This window comes from Sphingomonas sp. PvP018, assembly GCF_017876865.1.
In the GTDB taxonomy this organism is placed as follows: domain Bacteria; phylum Pseudomonadota; class Alphaproteobacteria; order Sphingomonadales; family Sphingomonadaceae; genus Sphingomonas; species Sphingomonas aerolata.
Map to the genome: position 1 here is coordinate 3,256,847 of NZ_JAGIOU010000001.1, position 23,908 is coordinate 3,280,754.

Sequence of the window (23,908 nt, forward strand, 5' to 3'; positions counted from 1 at the left end):
GACGACATGACTGACGACACGCACGCGCGCATCGATGCGCTGGTGAAGGCCAACCCCGTGGTACTCTTCATGAAGGGCAGCCCGCTGTTCCCGCAATGCGGGTTTTCGAGCCGCGCGATCGCGATCCTCAACCATCTCGAGGTCGAGTTCGAGAGCGTCGACGTGCTGCAGGACCAGGGCATCCGCCAGGGCATCAAGGCCTATTCGGACTGGCCGACGATCCCGCAGCTCTATGTCGACGGCGAATTTCTCGGCGGATCGGACATCATGATGGAGATGTACGAGAGCGGCGAACTGAAGCAGGTTCTGGACGCGCAGAAGGCGGCAGGCTGAGTATTTGACGAGGCTCTGGATCGAGCGGGGGTATCTGGCCGCCGCTCGGTCAGGGCTTGAAGGGTACCGGGTGAGGGTGGACCGGTGCGAGACCTGAATGACAGCGACCCGTCCACCCTGCATAAGCGCTGAACGCTCGGTAACGCATGAGACGGTGCAGGCGATGTGCCAGTTCGCCCGAGTTGCGGACTTTCCCCGGTCTCGGTGGTTAATCGGCCGCAGCGCCGGCCGCTGATCGTAAAGAAACCCGACACGGACGGTCATCGGCGTCGATCGCGCGACCGTAAGAAACTGACATTGACTACGACCGTAAACGAGCTGATTACAAGCGTAGTCAGTTAGGAGTGAGTCGTGGCCGAACGGATCAGTGATGCCGAGCACAGCGTCATGGAGGTGCTGTGGGACGAATCCCCGCTGAGCGCGCAGGATGTCGCCGAACGCGTCGACCCGGCGCGCGGCTGGAGTGCCAACACGGTCAAGACCCTGCTCGGGCGGCTGATCGCGAAATCGGCGATCACGCATGAGGAGGATGGCCGGCGCTATCTTTATCGTCCCACCGTCGCGCGTGGCGATTATGTGGCAGGCGAATCGCGGCGGCTGATGAACCGGCTGTTCGGCGGCAGGCTGACGCCGCTGGTCGCGCATCTTGCCGAACGCGACGAACTGACCGCGCAGGACATTGCCGAGATCGAGGCGTTGCTGAAGGATCTCAAGGCATGAGCGCGGGGCCAATCCTTTCCGGGGGGATCGGAGACGGCCCCGCCGCCGCCCTCCCGTCGATCGATACGGCCGCGCTCGCGGGCTGGGCGAGCGACGCGCTGATCGCATCGACGCTGCTGATGCTCGTCGTGCTGCTGGTCCGCGCGCCGGTGCGCCGCGCCTTCGGGGCGCAGGTCGCCTATGCGCTCTGGGCGCTGCCCGTGTTGCGGCTCGTGCTGCCATCGATGCCCGAGACGTGGCACGCGGCGGCGACGCCCATTACGCGCGCGGGCGAGACGATCAGCGTCTACATGATCGCGCCCGCTGCAACCGCCGCCACGACGGGTGCAACGACGGCCGCCGCGACACCCGATGCGATGGAGCCGTCGTTCGGCGCTGTCCTTGCGGGACTGTTCGGCGGCGGGCTCGGCAGCGCGCTGGGGGCCGCATGGGCGGTCGGGGCGCTTGGGCTGCTCGTCTGGCATCTGCTTCAGCATCGACGGTTCTGCCGGCGGATGCTCGACAGCGCGGACCGGCTCGACGACCGCGACGGGGTGCGCGTGATCGCCACCGCGGCGGCGCCGGGTCCGCTCGCCTTCGGTCTCGTCCGCCGCTACGTCGCGTTTCCGCGTGATTTCGCGGATCGCTATGACGCGGACGAGTGCGAATTGGCGCTGGCACACGAGATTGGCCATCACCAGCGCGGCGACCTGTTCGCCAACTGGGTGGCGTTGATCGTGCTCGCGCTTCACTGGTTCAACCCGGTCGCCTGGTATGCGTTTCGCCGGTTCCGCGCGGACCAGGAGCTTGCCAACGACGCACGCGTGCTCGCGGGCAGGTCCGCGGTCGACCGCCACATCTATGCCTGCGCGATCGTCAAGGCGGCGCATGGCGGCGCGGTCTCGGCCGCGTGTCACCTCCACACCATCACCGATCTGAAAGGGAGATTGCGCATGTTGACGACTTCTCGGATTTCACGCGGCCGGATCGCGACGGGGGCGGCCTCGGTCGGCCTGCTGGTCGCGACGGGGCTCGCGCTGACCGCTTCGGGCACCAAGGCCGCCACGGCGATCCGCGCCGGTGTCGAGGACCGCGTCGCGCCGGTCGCCCCGGCGGCGCCCCTGCCACCTCTGCCACCTCTGCCAGTCTTGACCCCGGTCGCAGCCGCGGCGCCTGTCGCGCCCGCTGCGCCGCTTACCGCACGCCCCGCCGACGCGCGTCAGGTCACGACGATCGTCACGCGCGACGGCAAGACCGTCAGCACGCGGGTCATCCGTGCGAAGCCGGGCAGCACGATCGTCGCGTCGGGGATGGTACCCGAGGTGACCGAACGCACCTGCGTCGATGGCAAGGACGGGCCGGGCAAGCACTATGTGATCGACCGGACCGAAGGCGGCGTGCGCAAGATGGTCATCTGCACCAATCGCATCGAACAGGCCGCCGCCGACGCCGCCACCGCCGCGATCAACAGCCGCGAGATCGAGGCGAGCGCCTATGCCTCCGCACTCGCCAGTCTGAAGATCGCGCGGGCGTCGATCGAGAAGAACGCCGACATGACCGCTGCGCAACGCCGCGAGGCGCTTGCGGGTATCGACGAGGGTCTGGCCGAGGTTCAGGCCGACATGGCCAAGCGGGATTGAGCTGCATTCTGGGGTGGGTGGGGTGCCTGCGGCCCTGGATCCTGACTTTCGTCCTGATGACGGGATCGGGGTGGTATCACAGGGTCGGGCGGCGGGGTCTCGGGTTCGGGTCTTGCCATGCGCGCCGCCAGCCGCCATTTCGGGGGCATGGCTGAGCATCCGACCGGCATCCCGATCCAGCTCGAGCCGCTCGTCGTCCGCGTGCTCGCGCCGAACGCGTCGCCCTATACCTTCACTGGCACGCAGACGTATATCGTCGGAACGACCGCGCTGGCGGTGATCGATCCCGGGCCCGACGATCCCGCGCATCTCGATGCCTTGCTGCGCGTGATCGATGGCCGCCCCGTCGCCGCGATCGTCGTCACGCATCATCACCGCGACCATAGTCCGGCGACGCGCCCGTTGCAGGCCGCGACCGGCGCGCCGATCGTCGGCGCCGCCGCGTTCGCGCCCGGTGTCGCGGCCAATAGTTCGTTCGACGCGCTCTATGCACCCGATCGCGTGCTGGCGGACGGTGAGACGGTCGGCGCGGCGGGCTGGACGCTCGAGGCGATCGCGACGCCGGGGCATACGTCGAACCATCTTGCCTTCGCCCTGCGCGAGAGCGGGGCGCTGTTCTCGGGCGATCACGTCATGGGCTGGTCGACCAGCGTGGTCGTGCCGCCCGATGGCGACATGACCGACTATATGGCGAGCCTCGAGCGGCTGCTGGGTCGCGACGACCGGGTCTATTATCCGGGGCATGGCGAGGCGATCGAGCGGCCGCAGCGGCTGGTGCGCGGGATGCTCGGCCACCGCAAGCAGCGCGAGGGGCAAATCCTCCGTCTGCTGCGCGAGGCGCCGCGGGGTGTCGCAGCGCTGGTCGAGCGCATGTATGTCGGGCTCGATCCGCGGCTGGTGCCGGGCGCCGAGGGATCGGTGCTGGCGCATCTGTACGACCTGCGCGGTCGCGGGCTGGTCGGCGAGACGGAAGGGGATGGTGCATGGCGGATGGCGTGAACGAGGACAGCCGCGGCACGGACACTGCGCGGCGTGGCGGGGTCGGGTCGTTCCTGGCCAAGGCGGCGGGGGTGTTGGTGCTGCTCGCGCTGGCCGCGCTGATCGCGCTGTGGGGCGTGCAGCGTTACGTGCAGAGCCGGCTGGCGCCCGACCCGACGACGATCGCGAGCGCCAGCCTGGAGGGGCTGCGCGAACAGAATCGGCTGTCGACCTTTGCCGCCAGGTTCGTCGCGGTGGTGACGTCGCGCCAGTCGCAACTGGGCTTCACCACCGAGAAGACGCTGATCATGCCGGGGATGGTCCGCTATGAGGTCGACCTTGGCAAGCTGTCGCAGCGCGACGTCGCCTGGGATGCCGCGACGCGGACGCTCGCGGTGCGATTGCCGCCGGTCGAGGTGGAGGGGCCGCAGATCGACCTCAATGCGCTGCGCGAATATGGTTCGGGCGGTGTTCTGGCGACGCTGACCGATGCGGAGAAGCGGCTCGATACCGCCAACCGGCGCGCGGGCCAGATCGAACTGGTCCGCCAGGCGCGCGAGCCCGCGATGATCCGGCTGGCGCGCGACGCGACGCGGCGTGCGGTCGAGCGGAGCTTCGCGATGCCGCTGCGCGCGGCGGGGGTGGATGCGACCGTCAGCGTGCGCTTCGCCGACGAAGCGCAGGCTTCGACCGAGCGATGGGATACGTCGCGTTCGCTGCAGGACGTGCTAGGGAACCGCAACTAAACCGGGATACGACAATGGAACTCCACCAGAATTTTGCGGGCATCGACATTCGCGGCGAGATCGAGCGGCTCCGCAAGGAGAAGAACGCGATCATCCTCGCGCATTATTACCAGAAGCCCGAATTGCAGGACATTGCCGATTTCGTCGGCGACAGCCTTGATCTGTCGCGCAAGGCGGCGGCGACCGAGGCGGATGTCATCGCGTTCTGCGGCGTGCGGTTCATGGCGGAGACCGCCAAGATCCTGTCGCCCGACAAGATCGTCGTCCTGCCTGACATGGATGCCGGCTGCAGCCTCGAGGACAGCTGTCCCCCCGAACAGTTCGCCGCGTTTCGCGCGAAGCATCCCGATCACATCGCACTGACCTACATCAACTGCTCGACCGAGGTGAAGGCGCTGTCCGACATCATCGTGACGTCCTCGTCGGCCGAAAAGATCCTGTCGCAGCTGCCCGCCGACCAGAAGATCATCTTCGGGCCGGACCGCAATCTCGGCGGCTATCTGGTGCGCAAGACCGGGCGCGAGATGCTGTTGTGGCCGGGCGTGTGCATCGTCCACGAGGCGTTCAGCGAAAGCGAGCTGCTCAAGCTCAAGGCCGCCAATCCGGGCGCGCCGATCGTCGCGCATCCCGAATGCCCGCCGATCATCCTCGACCATGCCGATTATATCGGGTCGACGCGCGGCATCCTCGACTATGCGATCGCGATGCCGGGCGACACGCTGATCGTCGCGACCGAGCCGCACATCATCCACCAGATGGAAAAGGCGTTGCCGAACAAGCGGTTCATCGGTGCGCCCGGCGCCGACGGTAACTGCAACTGCAACATCTGCCCGTACATGGCGCTCAACACGATGGAGAAGCTGTACGTCGCGCTGCGCGACCTGTCGCCGCGGATCGAGATCGAGGAGGGGCTGCGGCTCCAGGCGAAGAAGAGCCTCGATGCGATGCTGGCGATGGCCTCGGGCACCGTCGGGATGGGCGATCTCGGCCCGGCGCAGACGAGCGGAACGCGTTCGTGAGCGCAGCGCTGGCGGGCTTCGACATCGATAGGTTCGTCGCTGCGACGCTGGCCGAGGATCTGGGGACGATCGGCGACATTACCTCTGCGGCGGTGATCCCCGCCGAGGCGCGCTTTGCCGGGGTGATGGACAGCCGCGACGCGATCACCGTCGCCGGTCTCGCCCTGGCCGATGCGTTCTTCCGCGCGCTCGATCCCGAGGTCCGGATCGAGCATCTCGTGGAGGACGGGCAGACGGTCGCTGCGGGTACCGAGCTGATGCGGATCGAGGGCCGCGCGCGCGCGATGCTGACCGCCGAGCGGTCCGCGCTGAACACCGTCCAGCACCTGTCGGGTGTGGCGACGATGACGCGGGCCTATGTCGATCAGATGCAGGGCACCGGCGCCATCCTGCTCGACACGCGCAAGACCATCCCGGGCCTGCGCGTGCTGGAGAAATACGCGACGCGCATGGGTGGTGCGCAGAACCACCGCATGGGGCTGTGGGATGCGGCGATGATCAAGGACAATCACGTCGCGGTCGCCGGCGACGTCGGCGAGGCGGTGCGTCGGGCGAGGGATGCGGGCATCGCGCAGATCATCGTCGAGGTCGACCGTGTCGACCAGATCGAGCCCGCGCTGGCGGCGGGGGCAACGCATCTGCTGCTCGACAACATGCCACCCGAGATTCTCCGCGGTGCGGTCGCGCTGGTCGATGGCCGCGTGCCGACCGAAGCATCGGGCGGCGTGTCGCTCGACACGATCCGCGCGATCGCCGAGAGCGGGGTCACCTATGTCTCGGTCGGACGGCTGACCCAGTCCGCGCCCGCCGCCGATATCGGGCTCGATTTCGCGACGCTTTGATTGGCGCGCGGGGACTGGCGCGTGGGTAGAGACGCGGTATCGTGCCGCCACGACATGATCGCGAAATGAACAGGGTGAAGATGCGTCCCAAATCCGTTGTATTGGCCGAATGGCTGTATCTCGCCTCGATCGGTCTGCTGATCGCGGTCAGCGTGCTGACCTGGGATGCCGCGGTCGCGCAGGGCGGCTTTGCACTGGCGGCAGGGGTGACGGCGTTCGGCGTCGGACTGTCGCTGCTGCTGCTGATCCTTACGACGCGCAGGGGTAGCCGGGTTGCCCTGTGGCTGCTCGTCGCGCTGACGGTACTCGGCGCCGCTGGGGTGATGCTGCAGGTCGCGACGGGGGTGCTTGCGACAGGGCTGATCGGGATGCTGACGATCGCGCAGCTCGTGCTGACGATCCTGCCGATCGTCCTGCTGTTCCGGCCCCGAGCGCGCGCCTGGTTCGACGAGGTCGCGGACCGCGGCATCGACGACGATGCCGAGGAGGAGATCGAGGCATGACACGGATGAACCGGCTCGCGGGCATGATGATCGTCGCGGGGCTGTCGGCACCGGGTATCGCCGCGGCGCAGGCCTATAGCTGTTCGGCGCCCATCGGCGGCACCGACCGCGTCCGCCCCGACCTGCCGTCCGCGCGCGAACCCGCGCGGATCCTGCCGATCGCCAGCTATACGCTCGCCATCACCTGGGCCCCGCAATATTGCCGCGAGAAAGGCGACCAGCCGAGCGCGCGATTCCAGTGCGGGGCGGGCAACCGGTTCGGCTTCACGCTCCACGGCCTGTGGCCCGACGGCACAGGCAAGACCTGGCCACAATATTGTCGCGCGACCGCGATCGTCCCGCAGGCAGTGATCAAGCGCCAGCTCTGCACGACGCCGTCGGCGCAGCTGATCCAGCATGAATGGGCCAAGCACGGGACCTGCATGCCGGGCTATCAGCCCGCACGATATTTCCGCCAGTCGAGCAGCCTCTACGCCAAGCTGCGCTATCCCGACATGGACACCCTGTCGCGAAGCCCGCTGACCGCCGGGCAGTTCGCCACGGCGATGGCGAAGGCCAATCCCGGCCTTAACGCGGCCATGATGCGCGTCACGACGACCAAGCAGGGCTGGCTCGACGAGCTCTGGATCTGTCTCGACACCGCCTTCCGCTACAAGCGCTGCCCCGCGCACGCAGGCGGGGTCACGCAGGGCACGCCCATCAGGATCTGGCGCGGCGAGGGCTGACCGGCACTCAGCCGGCCAGCGTGACGGTCGAGGGGTGGTGCTTGTCGAGGTGACGCTTGATGATCCGCAGGTTGCGCGTGTTCGATCGGAACATGAAATCCGCGGCGTCGCCTACGAACGGCACCAGCCCGAGCGCTGCGTCGAACCCGACATTGCCCATCATCCGGGCGAGCTGGAACTTCGACATGCCGAGGTTGCGCGCTTCCCAGACGAGCCAGCTTCCCATCAGCGCACCGATCAGGTCGCCGACGACGGGAATGAGCCCGACGATCGCGTCGAGCCCGATCGGGCGGTTGATCCCGGGGACCATGAACGCGCGTTCGAGAATGCGCTCCAGCGCCTCGACCCGGGCGCGGACCGAGGCCGGGTCCTGACCGATCGCGAAGCTGCTGGCCAGCGTGGCGGGATCGATGCGAGTGGCATTGTTGGTCATGCGACTCACTTGGTGTCGGGACGAAGCCTGTTCAACGGGTGCCACGCGCGGCTGTTCGGCTGCCATTGTTGCAGCCGCGTCGCTACCAGCGACCAGCGGAGCGGCCGTGCGAGCGGGATGAAGGGCACGTCCTCGTTCAGCGCGGCATCGGCGGCCGCAATCCGCTGGCTGCGTTCGGCGAGCGTCGGTGCCGCACGCGCCGCGTCGAGTGCCGCCTGCGCGGGGGCGCTGCAGACGATGCACGCGTTCGCCAGATACCAGCGCGCGCTATCATAGGGCGCCACCAGGTCGATCAGCCGCAGATCGGCGGGGGCGTCGATCGCGACGCGCTCGGGCAGGATGCCGATCCGGAGCAGGGCGGCGGCGACATGCGCGTAGAGGATCGTCGCGCCCGATCCGGCGGGCAGCGCGATCCGCATCGCGATCGGCCCGCTCTGCGCCTGCTCGCGCCACGTCGCGACGCGTAACCGGGCACCTGCGCGGCGCTCGTCCTGGTTCAGCAGCGTCCATGACGGCACCTGCGGGAGCCCGGCGGAGTCGAGCGGTTCGGCGAGGATGCGGTCCGCAGCCTCCCAATTGGGGGCGATCGCGGTGGTCAGCGCGGTGCGATCGATCGCCTGCGAGATCGCCGCGCGGTTCGCTGCCTCGGCAAGGAAGCCCGTCCGCGAGACGATCGCGAGTCCGAACAACCCGACCGCGGGGTCGACCCGGATCGCGGCGGGGGCGATATCGGCCGTCGCGAGAAGCGGCCAGTCGGCGAAGCTGCCGCCGCTGACCAGGTCCGAGTCGCGATGCGCAAACCGCGCGATCGCCCGCGCGGCGCGCTCGCCGATCAGACGGACATCACGCTCTGGCTGCATCTCGAGCTGGTCTTCGGGGTCGGCGCGGTTGAGATCATAAACCGGGCGCAACAGCGGCGCGGCGCCGGGCTGGGCGATGCGGAACGGGCCGCTGCCGCCGGGCGGGCGCAGACGCAGCAGCGCGAGTTCGGGCTGAGCGAACAGCTTGAGCAGGTCGGGACGCGGCCGCGACAACCGGACCTCGATCACCTGCGGCGTCATCACGACGATCTCGTCGACCGCGCTGAGAAAAGGGGCGAGCGGATTGCGCGATGCCGGCACGATCTGGCGTTTGAGCATCGCGACGATCTGGTCCGCGGTGATGCGGCCACCGTCGCTCCACGTGGCTTCGCGCAGGCGGAAAATATAGCTCATGCCATCATCGATGACGATCCAGCGTTCGGCGAGGCCAGGCTCGATCTGGCCGGCAGCATCGAACCGGACCAACCCCTGCGCCGTCGAATCGATCAGCAGGCGCGAGGGGAGGTCGATCGGGCCCCGGCGGGCATCCGCGGCAGCAGGCACCCCACCGATCGCGCTGACGACGACCGCGCCCGAGTCGCGGCGCCTGTTGCAGGCCGCCGGTGCGAAGAGCAGCGCGGCGGCACAGGCAAGCGTAATGGTGCGGACGGCGGGACTCGAACCCGCACTCCAAGGGAGGGAGATTTTAAGTCTCCTGCGTCTACCGGTTTCGCCACGTCCGCACACGGGAGTCAGAAAGACGAGGTCGAGCGCAGGGTCAACCCATGTTGGACCCGCAGGTGCCGCTCAATCGACGTTAAGACGCGAGCGCATTTCCTTGCCGGGCTTGAAATAGGGGACGCGCTTGGCGTCGACGGCGACGACTTCGCCGGTCCGGGGATTGCGTCCCGTCCGCGCATCGCGCGCGCGCGTGGAAAATGCGCCGAAGCCGCGCAGTTCGACCCGGCCGTCGGCGGCCAGCCGCTTCGATATCTCGTCGAAGAAACACGAGACGATCAATTCGACCTCGCGCGGCTCCAGATCCGGATGCGCATCGGTCAGTTTTTGAACAAGCTCAGATCTGATCATGGTAACGAGCCCCCGCCCATATGTGATAATACTGATTTAGGTCAGTAATTGGGGCGATAGCACCAAATGAGTTTCAAGCCAAAAGCAAAAGGGACCGAAATGCATCGAGCATCCCGGTCCCAATTCGCTTACTTCTTTTCGGCTTCCGTGCGGGCCTTGAGAGCCTCGCCCAGGATGTTGCCGAGGGTCGCGCCGGAGTCCGACGAACCATACTGAGCGACAGCCTGCTTCTCTTCGGAGATCTGCATCGCCTTGATCGAGAAGGTCGGCTTCTTCGAACGATCGAAGCCCGTCACCATCGCGTCGAACTTCTGGCCGACCTGGAAACGCTCCGGACGCTGCTCGTCGCGATCGCGACCCAGATCCGTGCGCTTGATGAAGCCGGTCGCGCCATCGTCGCCCTGCTGAACTTCGAGACCCGCGTCGCGGACTTCGAGAACGGTGACCGTGACGATCGCGTTCTTGTTCAACTTGTCGCCTGCTGCTGCGATGCCGCCGGCCGAAGGCCCGCCACGCTCAAGCTGCTTCATGCCGAGCGAGATACGCTCCTTCTCGGCGTCGATGTCGAGCACAACGGCCTCGACGGTCTCACCCTTGCGGTGCAGGTTGAGCGCGTCCTCGCCCGAAACGCCCCAGGCGATGTCGGACATGTGGACCATGCCGTCGACGTCGTTGTCGAGGCCGATGAACAGACCGAATTCGGTCGCGTTCTTGACTTCGCCCTCAACGGTCGAGCCGATCGGATGCGCGGCCGCGAAGGCCTCCCACGGATTGGCCTGAGCCTGCTTGAGGCCGAGCGAGATGCGACGCTTCTCGGAATCGACTTCGAGGACCATGACGTCGACTTCCTGCGAGGTCGACACGATCTTGCCCGGATGGACGTTCTTCTTGGTCCAGGACATTTCCGACACGTGGACCAGGCCTTCGATGCCCGCTTCCAGCTCGACGAACGCACCATATTCGGTGATGTTCGTGACGCGGCCGGTGAGCTTTGCGCCGACCGGATACTTGACCATCGCGCCATCCCAGGGATCGCTCTCCAGCTGCTTCATGCCGAGGCTGATGCGCTGGGTGTCCTTGTTGATGCGGATGATCTGCACCTTGACGGTGTCGCCGATGTTCAGGACTTCGCTCGGGTGACCGACGCGCTTGTAGCTGAGATCGGTGACGTGCAGCAGGCCATCAATGCCGCCGAGGTCAACGAACGCACCGTAATCGGTGATGTTCTTGACGACGCCGTCGATGATCTGGCCCTCGGCCAGGCTGAGGATCAGGCCCGAACGCTGCTCTGCGCGCGTCTCTTCGAGAACCGCGCGACGCGACACGACGATGTTGCCGCGCTTGCGGTCCATCTTCAGGATCTGGAACGGCTGGGGGATGTCCATCAGCGGGGTGACATCGCGCACCGGGCGGATATCGACCTGCGAGCCCGGCAGGAACGCGACGGCGCCGTTCAGGTCGACGGTGAAGCCACCCTTCACGCGGCCGAAGATCACGCCCTCGACGCGGGTCGTCTTCGAGAATTCGGTTTCCAGCTTGTCCCATGCGGCTTCGCGGCGCGCACGATCGCGGCTGAGCATCGCTTCGCCATGGACGTTCTCGACGCGGTCGACATAGACTTCGACTTCGTCGCCGACCTTCAGGTCAGCCTTCTGGCCCGGCGCTGCGAATTCGCGAAGCGGCACGCGGCCTTCCGACTTCAGACCGACGTCGATGACGGCCATGTCGTTCTCGATGCCGGTCACGGTGCCATGCACCACGCGGCCCTCGAAGCTGTCGGCGTCGCCGAGCGTCTCGTTCAGCATCGCGGCGAAATCGTCGCGCGACGGCATTACCTGGGTTGCCATAGAATTCAGTAATCCTAGTCTGTTTCCGGCCAAGCGGTTGGATCCGCTGGTCTTGGCCTTCGTTGCCGCGACGACCGAACGCCGGCACGGCATCCGGACGGCACGAGGCGCAGAGGATGTAGACGCTGAATGCGAAAACGGCGCGTGAGACTCAAAGGTCTCCGCGCCTTCCTCCACGAGCATCGCTCGCCGGACGCTCCTGTGTAGCGGAAACCCCGTCTCGGAGCAAGTTCGCCGCTGCAGCGTTAGGGGCGGCTCACAACAGGAGCGAAGATTTGAGCGAACGCGGCATTCTCGTGCTGGGCTGGATCGCCACGGCGACGGCGATCGTGATGTACCTGTCGTATATCGACCAGATCATGCTGAACCTGGCCGGTCAGAAGGGATCGGTGGTCCAGCCGTTCGCAACGATGGTCAATTGCGGGCTGTGGGTGGCGTATGGCGTGCTGAAGCCGAAGCGCGACTGGCCGATCGCGGTGGCGAACTTCCCGGGGGTGGTGCTGGGGGCGATTACGCTGGCGACGGCTTTGTAACGGGCGTCTGAGCGCCTCCTTGTTCTCCCGCAAAGGCGGGAGCCTAGTCTGGGTCCCCGCCTTCGCGGGGAAACAGCGTTGTTTTACGGTACACTAGCCCAACCAAAAGCCACCCCGGCGAAGGCCGGGGCCCAGTTGGGGGGCATCGCTGACTGAGTGCAGCGCTTCGTTACTGCGACCTTTCCAACTGGGCCCCGGCCTCCGCCGGGGTGGTGTTACCGTCCGCGGGAAGCCAAAGGCCTAACCCGATGCCTTCTTCGCGCGCTGCGCCTCGACCAGCGCCACCGCGCGCTGCACCGACGCTTCGATCGACAGGAAGCTCGTATCGAGCAACGCCGCGTCCGCCGCCATCACCAGCGGTGCGATCGAGCGGCCGCTGTCGCGCGCATCCCGCGCCCGGATGTCCGCCAGCACGCGGTCCTTGCTCGCCGTGCCGCCACGTGCTTGCAGTTCCGCATGGCGCCGCTGCGCGCGGATGTTCGGGGTCGCCTTCACGAACAGCTTGGCATCCGCATCGGGCGCGATGACCGTGCCGATATCGCGCCCGTCGAGGATCGCGCCACCCGCCTGCGCGGCAAACCGCTTCTGCCGCTGCATCAGCGCCGCGCGGACCAGCGGATGTGCGGACACGATCGAGGCCATCGCCCCGACATCGTCGTCGCGCAGCGCCGGGTCCGTCATCACCGCATCGTCGAAGTCGCATGCGGCAACCGCATCGGCTTCCTGTTCGGGGTCCAGCCCCATCCGCGCCACGTTCAGCGCGACCGCGCGGTAGAGCAAGCCGGTATCGAGATAGGGGAGGCCGTAATGCTTCGCCAGGGCGCGCGCGATCGTGCCCTTGCCCGATGCCGCCGGACCGTCGACTGCGATGATCATCTTAATTCCCCTGGCCGGTCGCCCGACCCGTTAATTCGTCGAGCGACCGGAAGAACACGGGATAGCTCGTCGCCACCGGCGATATGTCGTCGATCGTGATGGGCTCGGCGCTGCCAAGTCCAGCCACCACCATGCTCATTGCGATGCGATGATCGAGTTTCGAGGCGACCCGAGCGCCACCGCGAATCGCCGCCCCGCCCGAACCCGTGATCGCCATGCCGTCTTCGAATTCCTCGCACGTCACGCCGCACGCCTCGAGCGCGATCCGCATCGTCGTGATCCGGTCCGATTCCTTCACCCGCAGCTCGTGCGCGCCCCTGGCGACGGTCGTGCCGGACGCAAACGCCGCGGCGACGAACAGCACCGGATATTCGTCGATCATGCTCGGCGCGAGATCGGCCGGCACCTCGATCGCGGTCAGCGCGGCATGGCGGACGCGCAGGTCGGCGACGGGCTCGCCGCCGACGGTCCGCGGATCGAGCTCGGTGATGTCCGCGCCCATCATGCGCAGCGCCGTGACGATGCCGATCCGTGTCGGGTTCAGCCCGACATTGCGCACGACGATGTCCGACCCCGGCACGATCGACGCCGCGACCAGCCAGAAGGCTGAGGACGACGGATCGCCCGGCACGACGATATCCTGCGGGGTCAGCTCCGCCTCGCCGGTGATCGAGATCACGCGGCCTTGGTCCGTTTCCTCGACGGTCAGCTGCGCGCCGAACCCGGTCAGCATCCGCTCGCTGTGATCGCGCGTCGCGACCGGCTCGATCACCGTGGTGATGCCGGGCGTGTTGAGCCCCGCCAGCAGGATCGCCGACTTCACCTGCGCCGACGCGACCGGCAACGTGTAGGTGATCGGCACCGCGGGGCAGATCCCGCGCACCATCAGCGGCAGCTTGCCGCCGGGCGACGCGGTGATGTCCGCGCCCATCTGCGACAGCGGCTCGATCACGCGGCCCATCGGCCGTCCCGACAGCGAGGCGTCACCGGTGAAGGTGCAGGTGATCGGGTGGCTCGACACCAGCCCCATCAGCAGCCGCGTCGAGGTGCCCGAATTGCCCATCTCCAGCGCGGTCTCGGGCTGGAGCAGCCCGCCGACACCGACGCCGTCGACGACCCAGATGCCGTCGTCCTGCCGCTCGATCGTCGCGCCCATCGCGCGCATCGCCGCCGCGGTGGCGAGCACGTCCTCGCCCTCCAGCAGGCCGGTGATCCGGCTGGTCCCGACCGCGAGGCTCGCGAACATCAGCGCGCGGTGGCTGATCGACTTGTCGCCGGGGACCGCGATCGAACCGGTCAACGGACCGCGCGCGACGACGTCCAGCGGTTGGGGGAGGGGGTGTGTCATGGGGCCGGGCTTTTGACAGTGGCCTTGCGCTATGGCAAGGCGCGCCCACTTTGCGGGGGCATCCCCCACAATCTATCCATTCGAAAGGTTCTATCGGCATGATCAAGCCGGAATGGGGCACGAAGCGTTCGTGTCCGAAATGCGCGACGCGTTTCTACGACCTCGAAAAGGCCGACCCCGTCACCTGCATCGAATGCGGGTATGCGTGGGAGCCCGAGCCGATCCTGAAGTCGAAGCAGCCGCTGCCGTTCGAGGTCGCCAAGCCCGACACCAAGAAGCCCGACGCGGATCTCGAGGGTGACGAGGAAGAGGATATCGCCTCGATCACCGGCGAGGACGAAGAGCCGTCCGCGGACGACGAAGTCGATCTGGGCGGTGACGACGACCTCGGCGTCGAGACGCCGCAGGACGAGCACGAGCGTTGAGATAAAGAAATTTGGCAGGCGGCGTTTACGCCGCTTGCCAACCCGGGCGGCTCCGGTTAGTGAGCCGCCTCCCAACGGGAATGGGGCCGTAGCTCAGCTGGGAGAGCGTTCGCATGGCATGCGAAAGGTCAGGGGTTCGATCCCCCTCGGCTCCACCATTCTCGTTGATACGCGACGCGGTCGCGGTCCCATATTTGTGATGGACACCCCGCAGCGGGTCGTAACGCCGTTGTGCCGTCACAGGCCTCAATAGGTCGCCTGGAAGGTCTCGGTGGCGACGCTGAGACCATGGGTCAGGGCGTGGACGGATTCGAGCTGCTGGCCGATCCGCCGGGCCAGGCTGATGAAGCGCTGGTTTCGGACTTCGAGATGCTCGACGCTGTCGGTCATCGCGCGTGCGGTGAGCGCGGTTTCGTCGATCGCGGCGGTGATCGCGAGGATCCGCTCGTTCTGATTGTGTGCGGTGTCGGTCACGATGACCGCGCGGGCCTGGATATCGGCGATGTCGTGCGCGATCGCGCGATTCGCGGCGACGACGTCGCGCGTCGCGATCTGCATCGCCGAGATCTGCGGCTCGATCCGTGCGACCGCATCGGACGTCTGCGTGGCAAGCGTCTTCACCTCGGCTGCGACCACCGCGAAGCCGCGCCCGGCCTCTCCGCTGCGCGCCGCCTCGATCGCGGCGTTGAGCGCGACGAGGCTAGTCTGCCGGGCGACCGCGCGGATGATGTCGAGGATCGAGCCGATCGATCCGGCACGGTCCGACAGCCCTTGCGACAGGGCGACCGTCTCGTGCGCATGCGCCATCGCGCCGCTGGCGGCGCTGCTGGTGTGGCGGACCTGGTCGACGACCGTGTCGATCATGCCGGCCATCATCGCCGAGGTCTGCGCGGCATCCTGCATCGCGGCGGTGGATTGCTGCGCGGCGACGACGACGTCGCCCAAATCGCGGACGATCAGTTCGAGTTCGGCTTCGCCCGCGCGGCCCATCGCCTGGCCCTCCGCTGCCGCGGCATCGGCTTCGGTGACGACGGTGGCGATCTCCTTGCGGAAGCGTTCCGCCTGCGCGGCTTGCGCCGCGACGACGTCGGTTAGCCGTCGCTCGACCGTGACGTCGCGGTAGGTGATCACCGCGCCGTGCCCGGGCAGCGGGGCGAAGTTGATATGCAGGATCGTCCCGTCGTCGAAATGATGATCGATATCGACGCTTTCCTGCTGGGCCTGCCAGCGACGGTGATTGTCGACCACCGTCGCGATCCGTGCCGCGGACCAGCCGACGGCGGTGCCAACGACTCCGAGAAAGCTCGCCATGTCCATGCCGATCATGACGCGGTCCGGGTCGAAGCGGAACAGCGCCGCCACGCGCGGATTGACCAGCGCGATCCGCTCCGCCGCGTCGAAGACCACGACGCCGTCGGCGACCGCGGTCATCGCAATCGCCAGCAAGACGTCGGGGGGCATCGATCCGGTGCCTGGCGCGGCTTCCACCGCTGGCAAGGGGCGGGGGATTACGGCATGTCGCGTCTGCATCACCGCGGACTAGCCCAAAATGGTTTTAAGTCCGTTACTTAACCCCGATCTGTTACCCTTTACGACGGGCGTCACCGTGTCGCGGGCGCGGTCCGCCGGGCGGTCAGGATGCGGATCGGCGCGGCGATCATCTGGCCCTTCATCACGCCTTCGCCCTTGGTCGGCGAGGTAGGCGCGGCAAGGATGCCGCGGACGATGTCCATGCCCTGGACGACGTGCCCGAACGCGGCAAAGCCCGTATTGTCGCCCGGCTTCTCGGGATGCGCGTCGAGGAAGGGGATCGCGCCGACGGTGATGAACACGTCGGCGCGCCCGCTCCCCGGCGCCAGCCGTGCGAGCGAAATCGTGCCGTCGGTGTGGAGCACGCCGGTCTTGCTGGTCGGCTCGTGCGCGATCGGCGGGAAGGCGCGCTTGGGATCGCCCTCGATCCCGCCCTGGATCAGCCCCGTATCCGGCCCCAGCCGCAGCGCGCGATAGAAGGTCGTGCCGTCGAGCTTGCGCGCGTCGACATAGCGCAGGAAATTCGCGGTGGTGATCTTGGCGCGCTCTTTCTCGAGTTCGAGCACGATCGGGCCGAGGCTGGTGGTCAGCGTCACGCCGATGGTCGCGGGGCGCGGCGTCGCAGCGGGCACCGGTGGCGACGCATCTGCGGGCGCGGTGGCAGGCGCGGTGGCAGGGGCTGGCACGGGTGGCACGCCCTGTGCGGCGAGCGGGGCGCTTGCCATCAGGGTGGCGAGGACGGCGTATCGCAGCATGTCGAAACTCCTGAATTCTGTCCCATTCGCGGACGGGTTAAAACGGGACGATTTTGTCGCTGGTCGAAAAGGTAAACACCGCGTTAACCGGTCGCCATGACCCGACGCCTAGTCCTGACCAACGAAGCCGCGCGCCACCCGTTTCGACGGACGCTGCCCCCGCCCGTGATCGCAGCGTCGGGCGGGCGCGACGATCAGGACGTCAAGCTGTTCGTGCTGAGCTTCGCGGCCTTCTTCACCTGCTTCTACAGCTTCATTTTCTGATCACGGGCAGGCAGGTTTCGGCATCGTCGTCGCAGGCGCGGTGCAGCTTCTGCGCGATCCAGGCGGATACTAGGCACATGCCGGCGACCAGGAAGAGCAGGTCTTCGGGCGTCACGCCCGCCATCGTGATGCCGATGACCGCGATCGACCCGATCGTCATCGCGCCCGAATTGACGACGTTGTTCGCCGCCACCGTCCGCGCGGTCTGATCCTTTTCGACCGTCGTCGTTAGAAAAGCGTAGAGCGGGACGACGAACATGCCGCCGGTGATCGCAATCATCATCAGCGTGCCTAGCACCGGCCAAGCGCGCGGCTGTGCGAGGAACCCGGCCCAGTCGTAGAAATGGCCCGGCGCCGCCGGCGTCCAGGTCCGTACCAGGACCGAGAAGATAAGGACGAACACGCCCATCGCGATCACCGAGGCGGGTGCGTAGCGCGCCGAGATCCGGCCCTTGAGCATCGTGTTGATCACCACCGAACCGATCGCGACGCCGATCGAGAACACCGCGATCACGAAGCTCGCGACCCGCTCGTCCGCGGTCAGCACGTTCTTGACCAGCGGCGGGAAGATCACGATCAGCACCGCCCCGATCGTCCAGAAGAAGCTGATCGCGCAGATCGCCAGGAACAGCCGCGGGATGTGCATCGTCGCGCTGATCAGCCGCCACGACGCGGTGAACGGGTTGTAGTTGAGCACCAGCGGCGGGCCCTCGCGCGGTGCCGGCGGCACCTGGCGACCCGCGAACCAGCCGATCACCGCGATCGCCAGAACCGCGATCGCCGCGCGCTCGATATGATCGGTCATGAACCCGGCGGTGATCGTCCCCATCAGGATCGCCAGATAGGTGCCGGCCTCGACCAGCCCGGTGCCGCCGAGCACGTCGCATGGCGGCAGATGCTGCGGCAGGATCGCGTATTTGATCGGCCCGAAGAACGTCGAATGCACCCCCAGGCACAGTACCGCCCCGAGCATCAGCCCGAGGCCGATCGTCGAATGGCCGCTGCGCGCCACCATCAGGCCCGCCGCGCCGAGCGCCATGATGCCGATCTCCGCGCTCTTCACGAGCCGGATGATCCGCGCCTTGTCATGGCTGTCCGCGAGCTGCCCGGCGAGTGCCGAGAGCAGGAAAAAGGGGATGATCGCAATTCCGGTGGCGAGTGCGTTGAAATTCGCCTCCATCCGCGGATCGTTGAAGATCGCATAGGTCGCGAACAACACCATCGACGTCTTGAACAGATTGTCGTTGAAGGCGCCCAGAAACTGTGTCGTGAACAGGGGCAGGAAGCGTCGTTGCTTCAGCAACCCGAGTGCGTTGCGCATGCGAGAAAAGGCCCTGATCGTGGCAATAAGACTGCCGCGGCCTTAGCCCAGCGGGGGCGGTAGGCCAATGGTTTAGCGCCGCCCGCGTCGGCCGGGTGTCCGCGTACGGGATCCGGACGAGCCCCCGCGCCACGGTCCGGCGTCCGCGCTTGCCGCACATTAGTCGGCACCGATCGGTAAAACCCGGTTTCGCCAAGGGCATGACCGGAGTAGGGAAGGCGGGGTGTGGACCCTGCCCAACCTTCTGACGCTGTCGCGCATTGTCGCGGTACCCCTTCTCGTCGGCTTTCTGTGGTGGCCCGGCTGGGCGGCCGGCTACGGCATCGCCTTCGCGCTCTACTGCCTGATGGGCATCACCGATTATTTCGACGGCTATCTCGCGCGGTCGAACGGTGCGGTCTCACGCCTCGGGATCTTCCTCGATCCGATCGCGGACAAGATCATGGTCGCGGCGGTCATCCTGATCCTGGTCGGCACGCGCGATATTGCGGGCGTCCATGTGATCGCCGCGCTCGTCATCCTGCTCCGCGAGATTGCGGTGTCGGGCCTGCGCGAATTCCTGGCGCAGGTGCAGGTGTCCGTGCCCGTCTCGCAGCTTGCGAAATGGAAGACGACGCTGCAGCTGGTCGCGCTGGGCGGACTGATCCTCGCGGGCGCGCTGCCCGACATGCCGTGGGTACATGGCGTCGGGCTCGCCGCGCTCTGGGGGGCTGCGGTCCTGACGCTGGTGACGGGCTGGGATTACCTGCGCGTCGGCCTGAAGCATATGGATTGAGCGCATGACGGTGACGATGGTGTATTTTGCGTGGGTCCGCGAACGGATCGGGACGGGCGAGGAACGTGTCGATCCGCCCGCATCGGTGACCACGATCGCCGAACTGGTGGACTGGCTGGCGCTGTCCAGCCCGGGCCATGCCGCCGCCTTTGCCGATCCCGCCCGGCTGCGCGCCGCCCTGGATCAGGCGTTCGTGCCGATCGATACCCCGATCGCCGGCGCGCGCGAGATCGCACTCTTCCCTCCGGTGACGGGCGGATGATCCGGATCATCGTCCAGACGGCCCCGATCGACCTGCTTGCAGAGATCACGCAGGCCGAAACCGCCGGCGAACGCGGCGCGGGCGCGGTGGCAACCTTCACAGGTCTCGTGCGCGCAGATGACGGCGTCGAGACGCTCGAACTGGAACATTATCCCGGTGCGACAGAGGCTGCGCTCACCAAGGTGGCGACGGGTGCCGTCGAGCGCTGGGAGCTGAGTGCGGTGACGATCGTCCACCGGGTCGGGCCGATGCATCCGGGTGAACGGATCGTCTTCGTGGCGGCGGCGTCCGCACACCGTGCCGCGTCGCTCGAGGCCTGTGCCTATCTGATCGATCGGTTGAAGACCGATGCGCCGTTCTGGAAACGCGAGACCCGCGGCACACAGGCCAGCTGGGTCGAAGCGCGCGACGCCGACAAGGACGCCGCCGCGCGCTGGACCTCCTAGACGGCGTTAGCCGATCTTGGGAACGCTCATGCCGTTGGTGAGATGGACGACACCGTTGGTCGCCTTGACATCTGCCGTGTCGACATAGGCCTTGCTGCCGGCAACGTCCGTCAGTTCGATATTGCCGTTCGGACCCACCGATGCCGTCAGCGGCTGGCCGGCCAGCGTCGTGAGGACGGCCTTGCCGCCACCCGACGTGATCTGCGCCTTCAGCTGATCCGACGTCACGGCGCCTGCGACGACGTGATACTTCAGGATCGTCGCCAGCGTGGGCTTCGCCTCCGGCTTCATCAGCGTATCGAGCGCGCCGGCGGGAAGCCGGGTGAACGCCTCATCGCTCGGTGCGAAAACGGTGAAGGGGCCGGGGCCCGCAAGCGTCGTGCCGAGGCCGGCTGCAGTCACCAGCTTGGCGAGCGTCGCGCGGTTTGGAAGCGTCGGCAGCGCTGCCGCGATCGTCGCGGTCGCTGCAGGCTGTGCCGCGGCGGGTGCTGCTGGAGCGCCGGCCATCGGTGCGGCGGTACCGGCCTGTGCAGGGGCCTGCATTGGGGCCTGTGCGGGCGCCGTGCCAGTTGGCGCGGTCTGTGCGGGCGTCGTGCCGCTCGGCGCGGTCTGCGCGATCGCCGGTGCAGCCGCGAAAAGCGTTGCGGCAAGGACGAGAGGGGTCTTGGTGATCATGGATTTCTCCTGGCTGAAACAATCGTGAAATAAATTCTGCGATAGAACGTATGGAGTCACGCGGCGGTTTGCCAAGTTACGGATGCGCCAACAGGACCAAGTGCGCCGTTGACGCGACGAAGTGTTGGCACGCTGCCACACCTCGCTCAAGACAAGCGGGGTACGATTACCCCGTTGACGACATGAACAATGCCGTTCGACTGACGCACATCGGCGGTCTCAATATAACTTTTGTTACCATTGACGTCGGTGAGTGCGATGATATCTCCAACGAGGGTCACCGTGATTGCATCACCTTCGACCGTCGTCAGTGCGGCGGTGCCGCCACCCGCCGCGACACGCGCCTTCAGGTCGGCAGCGGTGATGTCGCCGGGCACGACGTGATAGGTCAGCACTTTCGCCAGCGATGCCTTGTTCTCGGGCTTGAGCAACGTCTGGACCATGCCGGGCGCGAGCCGGCCGAACGCTGCGTCGGTCGGTGCGAAAACGGTGAACGGCCCGGTCCCGGACAGCGTCGCGGTCAGGTCCGCAGCCTTCAGCGCGGTAACCAGCGTCGCGAGATTGGGTGCGGCGGAGGCATTGTCGACGATCGTCCGCGTCGCGATCATCGGCACGCCGCCGACGGTCGGGTTGGCGACGGCGATCGGCCCGTTGGGCGTCGACAGTGCGGGGTTGGCGGGGGGCGGCGCGGTCGGCGTGCCGAGGTCGCTGTTGCCGCTGCTGCAGGCGGCGAGCGCTAGCGCGACGAGACCCGTGGTGCCCAGGCCAATATACAGGGGGCGCATGTTCGACATCGAAATCTATCTCCTCAAACGGGCGCTTGCGAACCGCAACTACGGTTGAGCCCGGAAATCGTTGCAGTGCGAGCCAGCGCGGCCGGTCAGCGGGCGTCGGCAAGCGCCTTGGCGAGCAACTGGAAATCCTTCTCGCGCGGCGAGGCCTTCCGCCACACCAGCGCGATCCGGCGAAACGCGTTCTCGGCGTCGAGCGGCAGCGCGGTGATCCCGGTATTTTCGAGGATCCCGGCGTTCAGCGCCATCTCAGGCAGCATCGTGATGCCCAGGCCGTTGTCGACCATCTGCACGATCGTGTGCAGCGACGTGCCCATCATCGTCGCCTCGGCACGGATTTCGGGCCGGTTGCACGCGGCGAGCGCATGATCCTTCAGGCAATGCCCGTCCTCGAGCAGCAACAGCCGAGTCTCGTCGATCGCCGAGGCGGGAATAGCGGAGGCGGGGATCGAGGTCCGGTCCGCGGGCACGTCCTCGGTCGGGAAGGCGACGAACAGCCGGTCGTCGAACAGGGGCTCGAACGCGACTTCGCCGCACGCATAGGGCAGGGCGAGCAGCACACAGTCGGTGCGGCCGTTGTGCAGCCCCTCGCACGCCGCGCCGCTCGGCTCCTCGCGCAGGAACAGCTTGAGGTCCGGATAGTCGCGTCGCAGCCGCGGCAGGATGCGCGGGAGCATGAACGGCGCGATCGTCGGGATCACGCTCATCCGCATGTCGCCCGACAGCGGCCGACCGGCGGCGCGCGCCATGTCGCCAAGTTCCTCCGCCTCGCGCAGCACGCGACGCGCCTTGTCCGCGATCCGGTCCCCCAGCGGGGTGAAGCGGACGACGCGGCGTGTGCGCTCGACCAGCACCACCCCGATCAGCGTCTCGAGCTCGCGCAGACCTGCCGACAGCGTCGACTGGGTCACGAAACAGGCCTCGGCAGCACGGCCGAAATGGCCATGATCCTTCAGCGCGACGAGATATTGTAGTTGCTTGAGCGTGGGGAGATAGGTTGCAGCCATTGATCGCCCATATCGATCGTGCACCCCCGTTTGTCCATGCCGGGTCGATAATGAGGCCGTCGGCGCGGGGCGTCCGCCACGGCGTTGCCCCCGCCCGCTGGAAATCGCCCCTGTGAACGCCTAAATGAGCGGACCGCCAAGGGGAATGCGCATGTTCAGCCGGTTAGGGGCTTATCTCGATTCGATCCGGGCGCGTGACCCGGCGCCGCATTCGCGCGCGGAGATCATGCTCTACCCCGGCGTCTGGGCGCTGGGGATGCACCGCATCGCACACCGGCTGTATAGCGGGCAGAATTTCTTCCTCGCGCGGTGCGTCAATCATTTGTCGCGCTTCCTGACCGCGATCGACATCCATCCCGGCGCGACGATCGGCCGCAATTTCTTCATCGACCACGGCTTCGTCGTTATCGGCGAGACCTCGCTGATCGGCGACGACGTGACGATCTATCAATGCGTGACGCTGGGCGGGACGAGCCCCGACAATGGCGTTGCCGGCAAGCGCCACCCGACCATCTCGGACGGTGCGATCATCGGATCGGGCGCGCAGGTGCTCGGGCCGATCACGCTCGGCCGCCGCTCGCGAGTCGGCGCTAATGCGGTCGTGACGCGCGACGTCCCCGAGGGCACGACCGTCGTCGGCATCCCGGCGCGCGCGACGACGGTAGAGGGCGGCGCCGCACCCGAGGCCCCGCGCTTCGTGCCCTATGGCACGCCGTGCACCGAGGCCTTCGACCCGGCGACGCAGAAGATGGAGATCATGCGCTGTGAGCTGGAGATGATGCGCAAGCGTCTGGACTCGCTGCTCGCCGATCAGGACCTGTCGACCGATCGCGACGGGCTCCGTCGCGGCCCGGTCGAACAGGATCTGCGCGATCGGGCCTGATCCGTCCTGATGAACAACGTCACGCCCTTTCCGACCCGCAATACCGCCCCCACCCAGATCGGCTTCGATCGGCTCGAACTGATGCGGATCCTCGACCTCTACGGACGCATGGTCGCGGCGGGGCATTGGCGGGACTATGCGATCGATCTCGGCCGCGAGGCGGCTGTGTTCGCCTGTTTCCGCCGCGCGGCCGAACGGCCCGAATTCCGGATCGAGAAACGCCCCGCGCTTCGCAACCGCCAGGGCATGTGGGCCCTGGTCGGCGAAGGCGGGGCGGTGATCAAGCGGGGCCATGACCTTGGCCCGATCCTGGCCCCGGTCGAGCGACGGCTGATGAAGCTCGTCGAAAGCTGAGCCCGCCGG

Annotated in this window: 29 protein-coding genes and 2 tRNA genes; 18 read left to right on the forward strand and 13 right to left on the reverse strand. The window is 67.1% G+C overall.

Annotated features, from left to right (window positions below; translation table 11 throughout):
* Positions 1 to 6: 6 nt before the first annotated feature.
* The 9 genes from grxD (at position 7) to J3A66_RS14540 (ending at position 7,485) form a co-directional block, all read left to right on the forward strand.
* Positions 7 to 333, forward strand: coding sequence for a Grx4 family monothiol glutaredoxin (grxD, locus tag J3A66_RS14500; RefSeq protein WP_031395260.1), 327 nt, complete (start codon positions 7 to 9; stop codon positions 331 to 333).
* A 351-nt stretch (positions 334 to 684) separates the two neighbouring features.
* Entirely contained in the window at positions 685 to 1,053 is a 369-nt protein-coding gene (locus tag J3A66_RS14505) for a BlaI/MecI/CopY family transcriptional regulator (RefSeq protein ID WP_031395259.1), read from the forward strand.
* Positions 1,050 to 2,672 carry a M56 family metallopeptidase gene (locus J3A66_RS14510; RefSeq protein WP_209569664.1) on the forward strand — a complete coding sequence of 541 codons (1,623 nt, stop codon included), beginning with the start codon at positions 1,050 to 1,052 and terminating at the stop codon, positions 2,670 to 2,672. The genes J3A66_RS14505 and J3A66_RS14510 overlap by 4 nt, the downstream gene beginning before the upstream one ends.
* A gap of 147 nt (positions 2,673 to 2,819) precedes the next feature.
* A complete protein-coding gene (locus tag J3A66_RS14515; RefSeq protein WP_107931418.1) occupies positions 2,820 to 3,671 on the forward strand; it encodes an MBL fold metallo-hydrolase in 852 nt (283 codons plus the stop codon).
* On the forward strand, positions 3,656 to 4,396 hold the full coding sequence (locus J3A66_RS14520; RefSeq protein WP_192141455.1) for a DUF4230 domain-containing protein: 741 nt from the start codon (positions 3,656 to 3,658) through the stop codon (positions 4,394 to 4,396). Before J3A66_RS14515 ends, J3A66_RS14520 begins: the two co-directional genes overlap by 16 nt.
* Positions 4,397 to 4,410: 14 nt before the next feature.
* On the forward strand, positions 4,411 to 5,415 hold the full coding sequence (nadA, locus tag J3A66_RS14525; protein ID WP_037527429.1) for a quinolinate synthase NadA: 1,005 nt from the start codon (positions 4,411 to 4,413) through the stop codon (positions 5,413 to 5,415).
* On the forward strand, positions 5,412 to 6,257 hold the full coding sequence (nadC, locus tag J3A66_RS14530) for a carboxylating nicotinate-nucleotide diphosphorylase (RefSeq protein WP_209569666.1): 846 nt from the start codon (positions 5,412 to 5,414) through the stop codon (positions 6,255 to 6,257). The genes nadA and nadC overlap by 4 nt, the downstream gene beginning before the upstream one ends.
* Positions 6,258 to 6,337: 80 nt before the next feature.
* Positions 6,338 to 6,760, forward strand: coding sequence for a hypothetical protein (locus tag J3A66_RS14535; protein WP_031395952.1), 423 nt, complete (start codon positions 6,338 to 6,340; stop codon positions 6,758 to 6,760).
* A 5-nt stretch (positions 6,761 to 6,765) separates the two neighbouring features.
* Entirely contained in the window at positions 6,766 to 7,485 is a 720-nt protein-coding gene (locus tag J3A66_RS14540) for a ribonuclease T (protein WP_209570529.1), read from the forward strand.
* A 7-nt stretch (positions 7,486 to 7,492) separates the two neighbouring features.
* On the opposite strand, the gene J3A66_RS14545 is transcribed toward J3A66_RS14540, so the two are convergent.
* From J3A66_RS14545 to rpsA, 5 genes are all read right to left on the reverse strand, one after another.
* Positions 7,493 to 7,918 carry a DUF4112 domain-containing protein gene (locus tag J3A66_RS14545; RefSeq protein ID WP_031395950.1) on the reverse strand — a complete coding sequence of 142 codons (426 nt, stop codon included), beginning with the start codon at positions 7,916 to 7,918 and terminating at the stop codon, positions 7,493 to 7,495.
* Between the two features lie 5 nt (positions 7,919 to 7,923).
* A complete protein-coding gene (locus tag J3A66_RS14550) occupies positions 7,924 to 9,282 on the reverse strand; it encodes an ABC transporter substrate-binding protein (RefSeq protein ID WP_348634060.1) in 1,359 nt (452 codons plus the stop codon).
* Between the two features lie 95 nt (positions 9,283 to 9,377).
* A tRNA-Leu gene (locus tag J3A66_RS14555) sits at positions 9,378 to 9,461 on the reverse strand.
* A gap of 64 nt (positions 9,462 to 9,525) precedes the next feature.
* On the reverse strand, positions 9,526 to 9,807 hold the full coding sequence (locus J3A66_RS14560) for an integration host factor subunit beta (RefSeq protein ID WP_031393082.1): 282 nt from the start codon (positions 9,805 to 9,807) through the stop codon (positions 9,526 to 9,528).
* Positions 9,808 to 9,935: 128 nt separating this feature from the next.
* Positions 9,936 to 11,654, reverse strand: a complete 1,719-nt coding sequence (gene rpsA, locus J3A66_RS14565) for a 30S ribosomal protein S1 (protein ID WP_031393081.1) — start codon at positions 11,652 to 11,654, stop codon at positions 9,936 to 9,938.
* 275 nt (positions 11,655 to 11,929) lie between these two features.
* Between rpsA and J3A66_RS14570 the strand changes: the two genes are divergently transcribed.
* Positions 11,930 to 12,187 carry a SemiSWEET family transporter gene (locus tag J3A66_RS14570; RefSeq protein ID WP_031441625.1) on the forward strand — a complete coding sequence of 86 codons (258 nt, stop codon included), beginning with the start codon at positions 11,930 to 11,932 and terminating at the stop codon, positions 12,185 to 12,187.
* Between the two features lie 240 nt (positions 12,188 to 12,427).
* On the opposite strand, the gene cmk is transcribed toward J3A66_RS14570, so the two are convergent.
* Both cmk and aroA read right to left on the reverse strand, forming a co-directional pair.
* Entirely contained in the window at positions 12,428 to 13,063 is a 636-nt protein-coding gene (cmk, locus tag J3A66_RS14575) for a (d)CMP kinase (RefSeq protein WP_209569669.1), read from the reverse strand.
* 1 nt (position 13,064) lies between these two features.
* Positions 13,065 to 14,411 (reverse strand): 3-phosphoshikimate 1-carboxyvinyltransferase, encoded by a 1,347-nt coding sequence (gene aroA, locus J3A66_RS14580; protein WP_031441627.1) that lies wholly within the window; start codon positions 14,409 to 14,411, stop codon positions 13,065 to 13,067.
* Positions 14,412 to 14,509: 98 nt separating this feature from the next.
* Here aroA and J3A66_RS14585 point away from each other — a divergent pair, with 98 nt between their 5' ends.
* Together J3A66_RS14585 and J3A66_RS14590 are read left to right on the forward strand one after the other, a co-directional pair.
* Positions 14,510 to 14,836, forward strand: coding sequence for a TIGR02300 family protein (locus J3A66_RS14585; protein WP_031395784.1), 327 nt, complete (start codon positions 14,510 to 14,512; stop codon positions 14,834 to 14,836).
* An 82-nt stretch (positions 14,837 to 14,918) separates the two neighbouring features.
* Positions 14,919 to 14,994: transfer RNA gene (locus J3A66_RS14590), tRNA-Ala, on the forward strand.
* 88 nt (positions 14,995 to 15,082) lie between these two features.
* On the opposite strand, the gene J3A66_RS19475 is transcribed toward J3A66_RS14590, so the two are convergent.
* Both J3A66_RS19475 and J3A66_RS14600 read right to left on the reverse strand, forming a co-directional pair.
* Positions 15,083 to 16,297 carry a methyl-accepting chemotaxis protein gene (locus tag J3A66_RS19475; RefSeq protein ID WP_209569671.1) on the reverse strand — a complete coding sequence of 405 codons (1,215 nt, stop codon included), beginning with the start codon at positions 16,295 to 16,297 and terminating at the stop codon, positions 15,083 to 15,085.
* 140 nt (positions 16,298 to 16,437) lie between these two features.
* Positions 16,438 to 17,121, reverse strand: coding sequence for a peptidylprolyl isomerase (locus tag J3A66_RS14600; RefSeq protein WP_209569672.1), 684 nt, complete (start codon positions 17,119 to 17,121; stop codon positions 16,438 to 16,440).
* A 96-nt stretch (positions 17,122 to 17,217) separates the two neighbouring features.
* On the opposite strand from J3A66_RS14600, the gene J3A66_RS14605 reads away from it, so the two are divergent.
* A complete protein-coding gene (locus J3A66_RS14605) occupies positions 17,218 to 17,385 on the forward strand; it encodes a hypothetical protein (RefSeq protein WP_209569674.1) in 168 nt (55 codons plus the stop codon).
* On the opposite strand, the gene J3A66_RS14610 is transcribed toward J3A66_RS14605, so the two are convergent.
* Entirely contained in the window at positions 17,375 to 18,706 is a 1,332-nt protein-coding gene (locus J3A66_RS14610) for an MFS transporter (RefSeq protein WP_052148897.1), read from the reverse strand. The genes J3A66_RS14605 and J3A66_RS14610 overlap by 11 nt on opposite strands.
* A gap of 223 nt (positions 18,707 to 18,929) precedes the next feature.
* On the opposite strand from J3A66_RS14610, the gene pgsA reads away from it, so the two are divergent.
* From pgsA to J3A66_RS14625, 3 genes are read left to right on the forward strand one after another with little or no spacing between them, the layout of a single operon-like run.
* Positions 18,930 to 19,481 carry a CDP-diacylglycerol--glycerol-3-phosphate 3-phosphatidyltransferase gene (gene pgsA / locus J3A66_RS14615; protein ID WP_031395843.1) on the forward strand — a complete coding sequence of 184 codons (552 nt, stop codon included), beginning with the start codon at positions 18,930 to 18,932 and terminating at the stop codon, positions 19,479 to 19,481.
* A 4-nt stretch (positions 19,482 to 19,485) separates the two neighbouring features.
* On the forward strand, positions 19,486 to 19,743 hold the full coding sequence (gene moaD / locus J3A66_RS14620) for a molybdopterin converting factor subunit 1 (protein ID WP_031395844.1): 258 nt from the start codon (positions 19,486 to 19,488) through the stop codon (positions 19,741 to 19,743).
* Positions 19,740 to 20,189, forward strand: a complete 450-nt coding sequence (locus J3A66_RS14625; RefSeq protein WP_031441631.1) for a molybdenum cofactor biosynthesis protein MoaE — start codon at positions 19,740 to 19,742, stop codon at positions 20,187 to 20,189. Before moaD ends, J3A66_RS14625 begins: the two co-directional genes overlap by 4 nt.
* A gap of 6 nt (positions 20,190 to 20,195) precedes the next feature.
* Here the strand turns inward: J3A66_RS14625 and J3A66_RS14630 are convergent, their stop codons facing one another.
* The 3 genes from J3A66_RS14630 to J3A66_RS14640 all read right to left on the reverse strand — a co-directional run bounded on the left by J3A66_RS14630 (position 20,196) and on the right by J3A66_RS14640 (position 22,662).
* Positions 20,196 to 20,864, reverse strand: coding sequence for a fasciclin domain-containing protein (locus J3A66_RS14630; protein ID WP_209569676.1), 669 nt, complete (start codon positions 20,862 to 20,864; stop codon positions 20,196 to 20,198).
* Positions 20,865 to 21,010: 146 nt separating this feature from the next.
* Positions 21,011 to 21,658 (reverse strand): fasciclin domain-containing protein, encoded by a 648-nt coding sequence (locus J3A66_RS14635; protein WP_031395847.1) that lies wholly within the window; start codon positions 21,656 to 21,658, stop codon positions 21,011 to 21,013.
* Between the two features lie 86 nt (positions 21,659 to 21,744).
* Complete coding sequence (locus tag J3A66_RS14640; protein WP_031441633.1) at positions 21,745 to 22,662, reverse strand: LysR substrate-binding domain-containing protein; 918 nt, start codon at positions 22,660 to 22,662, stop codon at positions 21,745 to 21,747.
* 151 nt (positions 22,663 to 22,813) lie between these two features.
* Here J3A66_RS14640 and epsC point away from each other — a divergent pair, with 151 nt between their 5' ends.
* On the forward strand, positions 22,814 to 23,545 hold the full coding sequence (gene epsC / locus J3A66_RS14645; protein WP_037527486.1) for a serine O-acetyltransferase EpsC: 732 nt from the start codon (positions 22,814 to 22,816) through the stop codon (positions 23,543 to 23,545).
* A 9-nt stretch (positions 23,546 to 23,554) separates the two neighbouring features.
* Positions 23,555 to 23,899: a DUF2794 domain-containing protein gene (locus J3A66_RS14650; RefSeq protein WP_031395850.1), complete on the forward strand. Its 345-nt coding sequence runs from the start codon at positions 23,555 to 23,557 to the stop codon at positions 23,897 to 23,899.
* Positions 23,900 to 23,908: the final 9 nt, after the last annotated feature.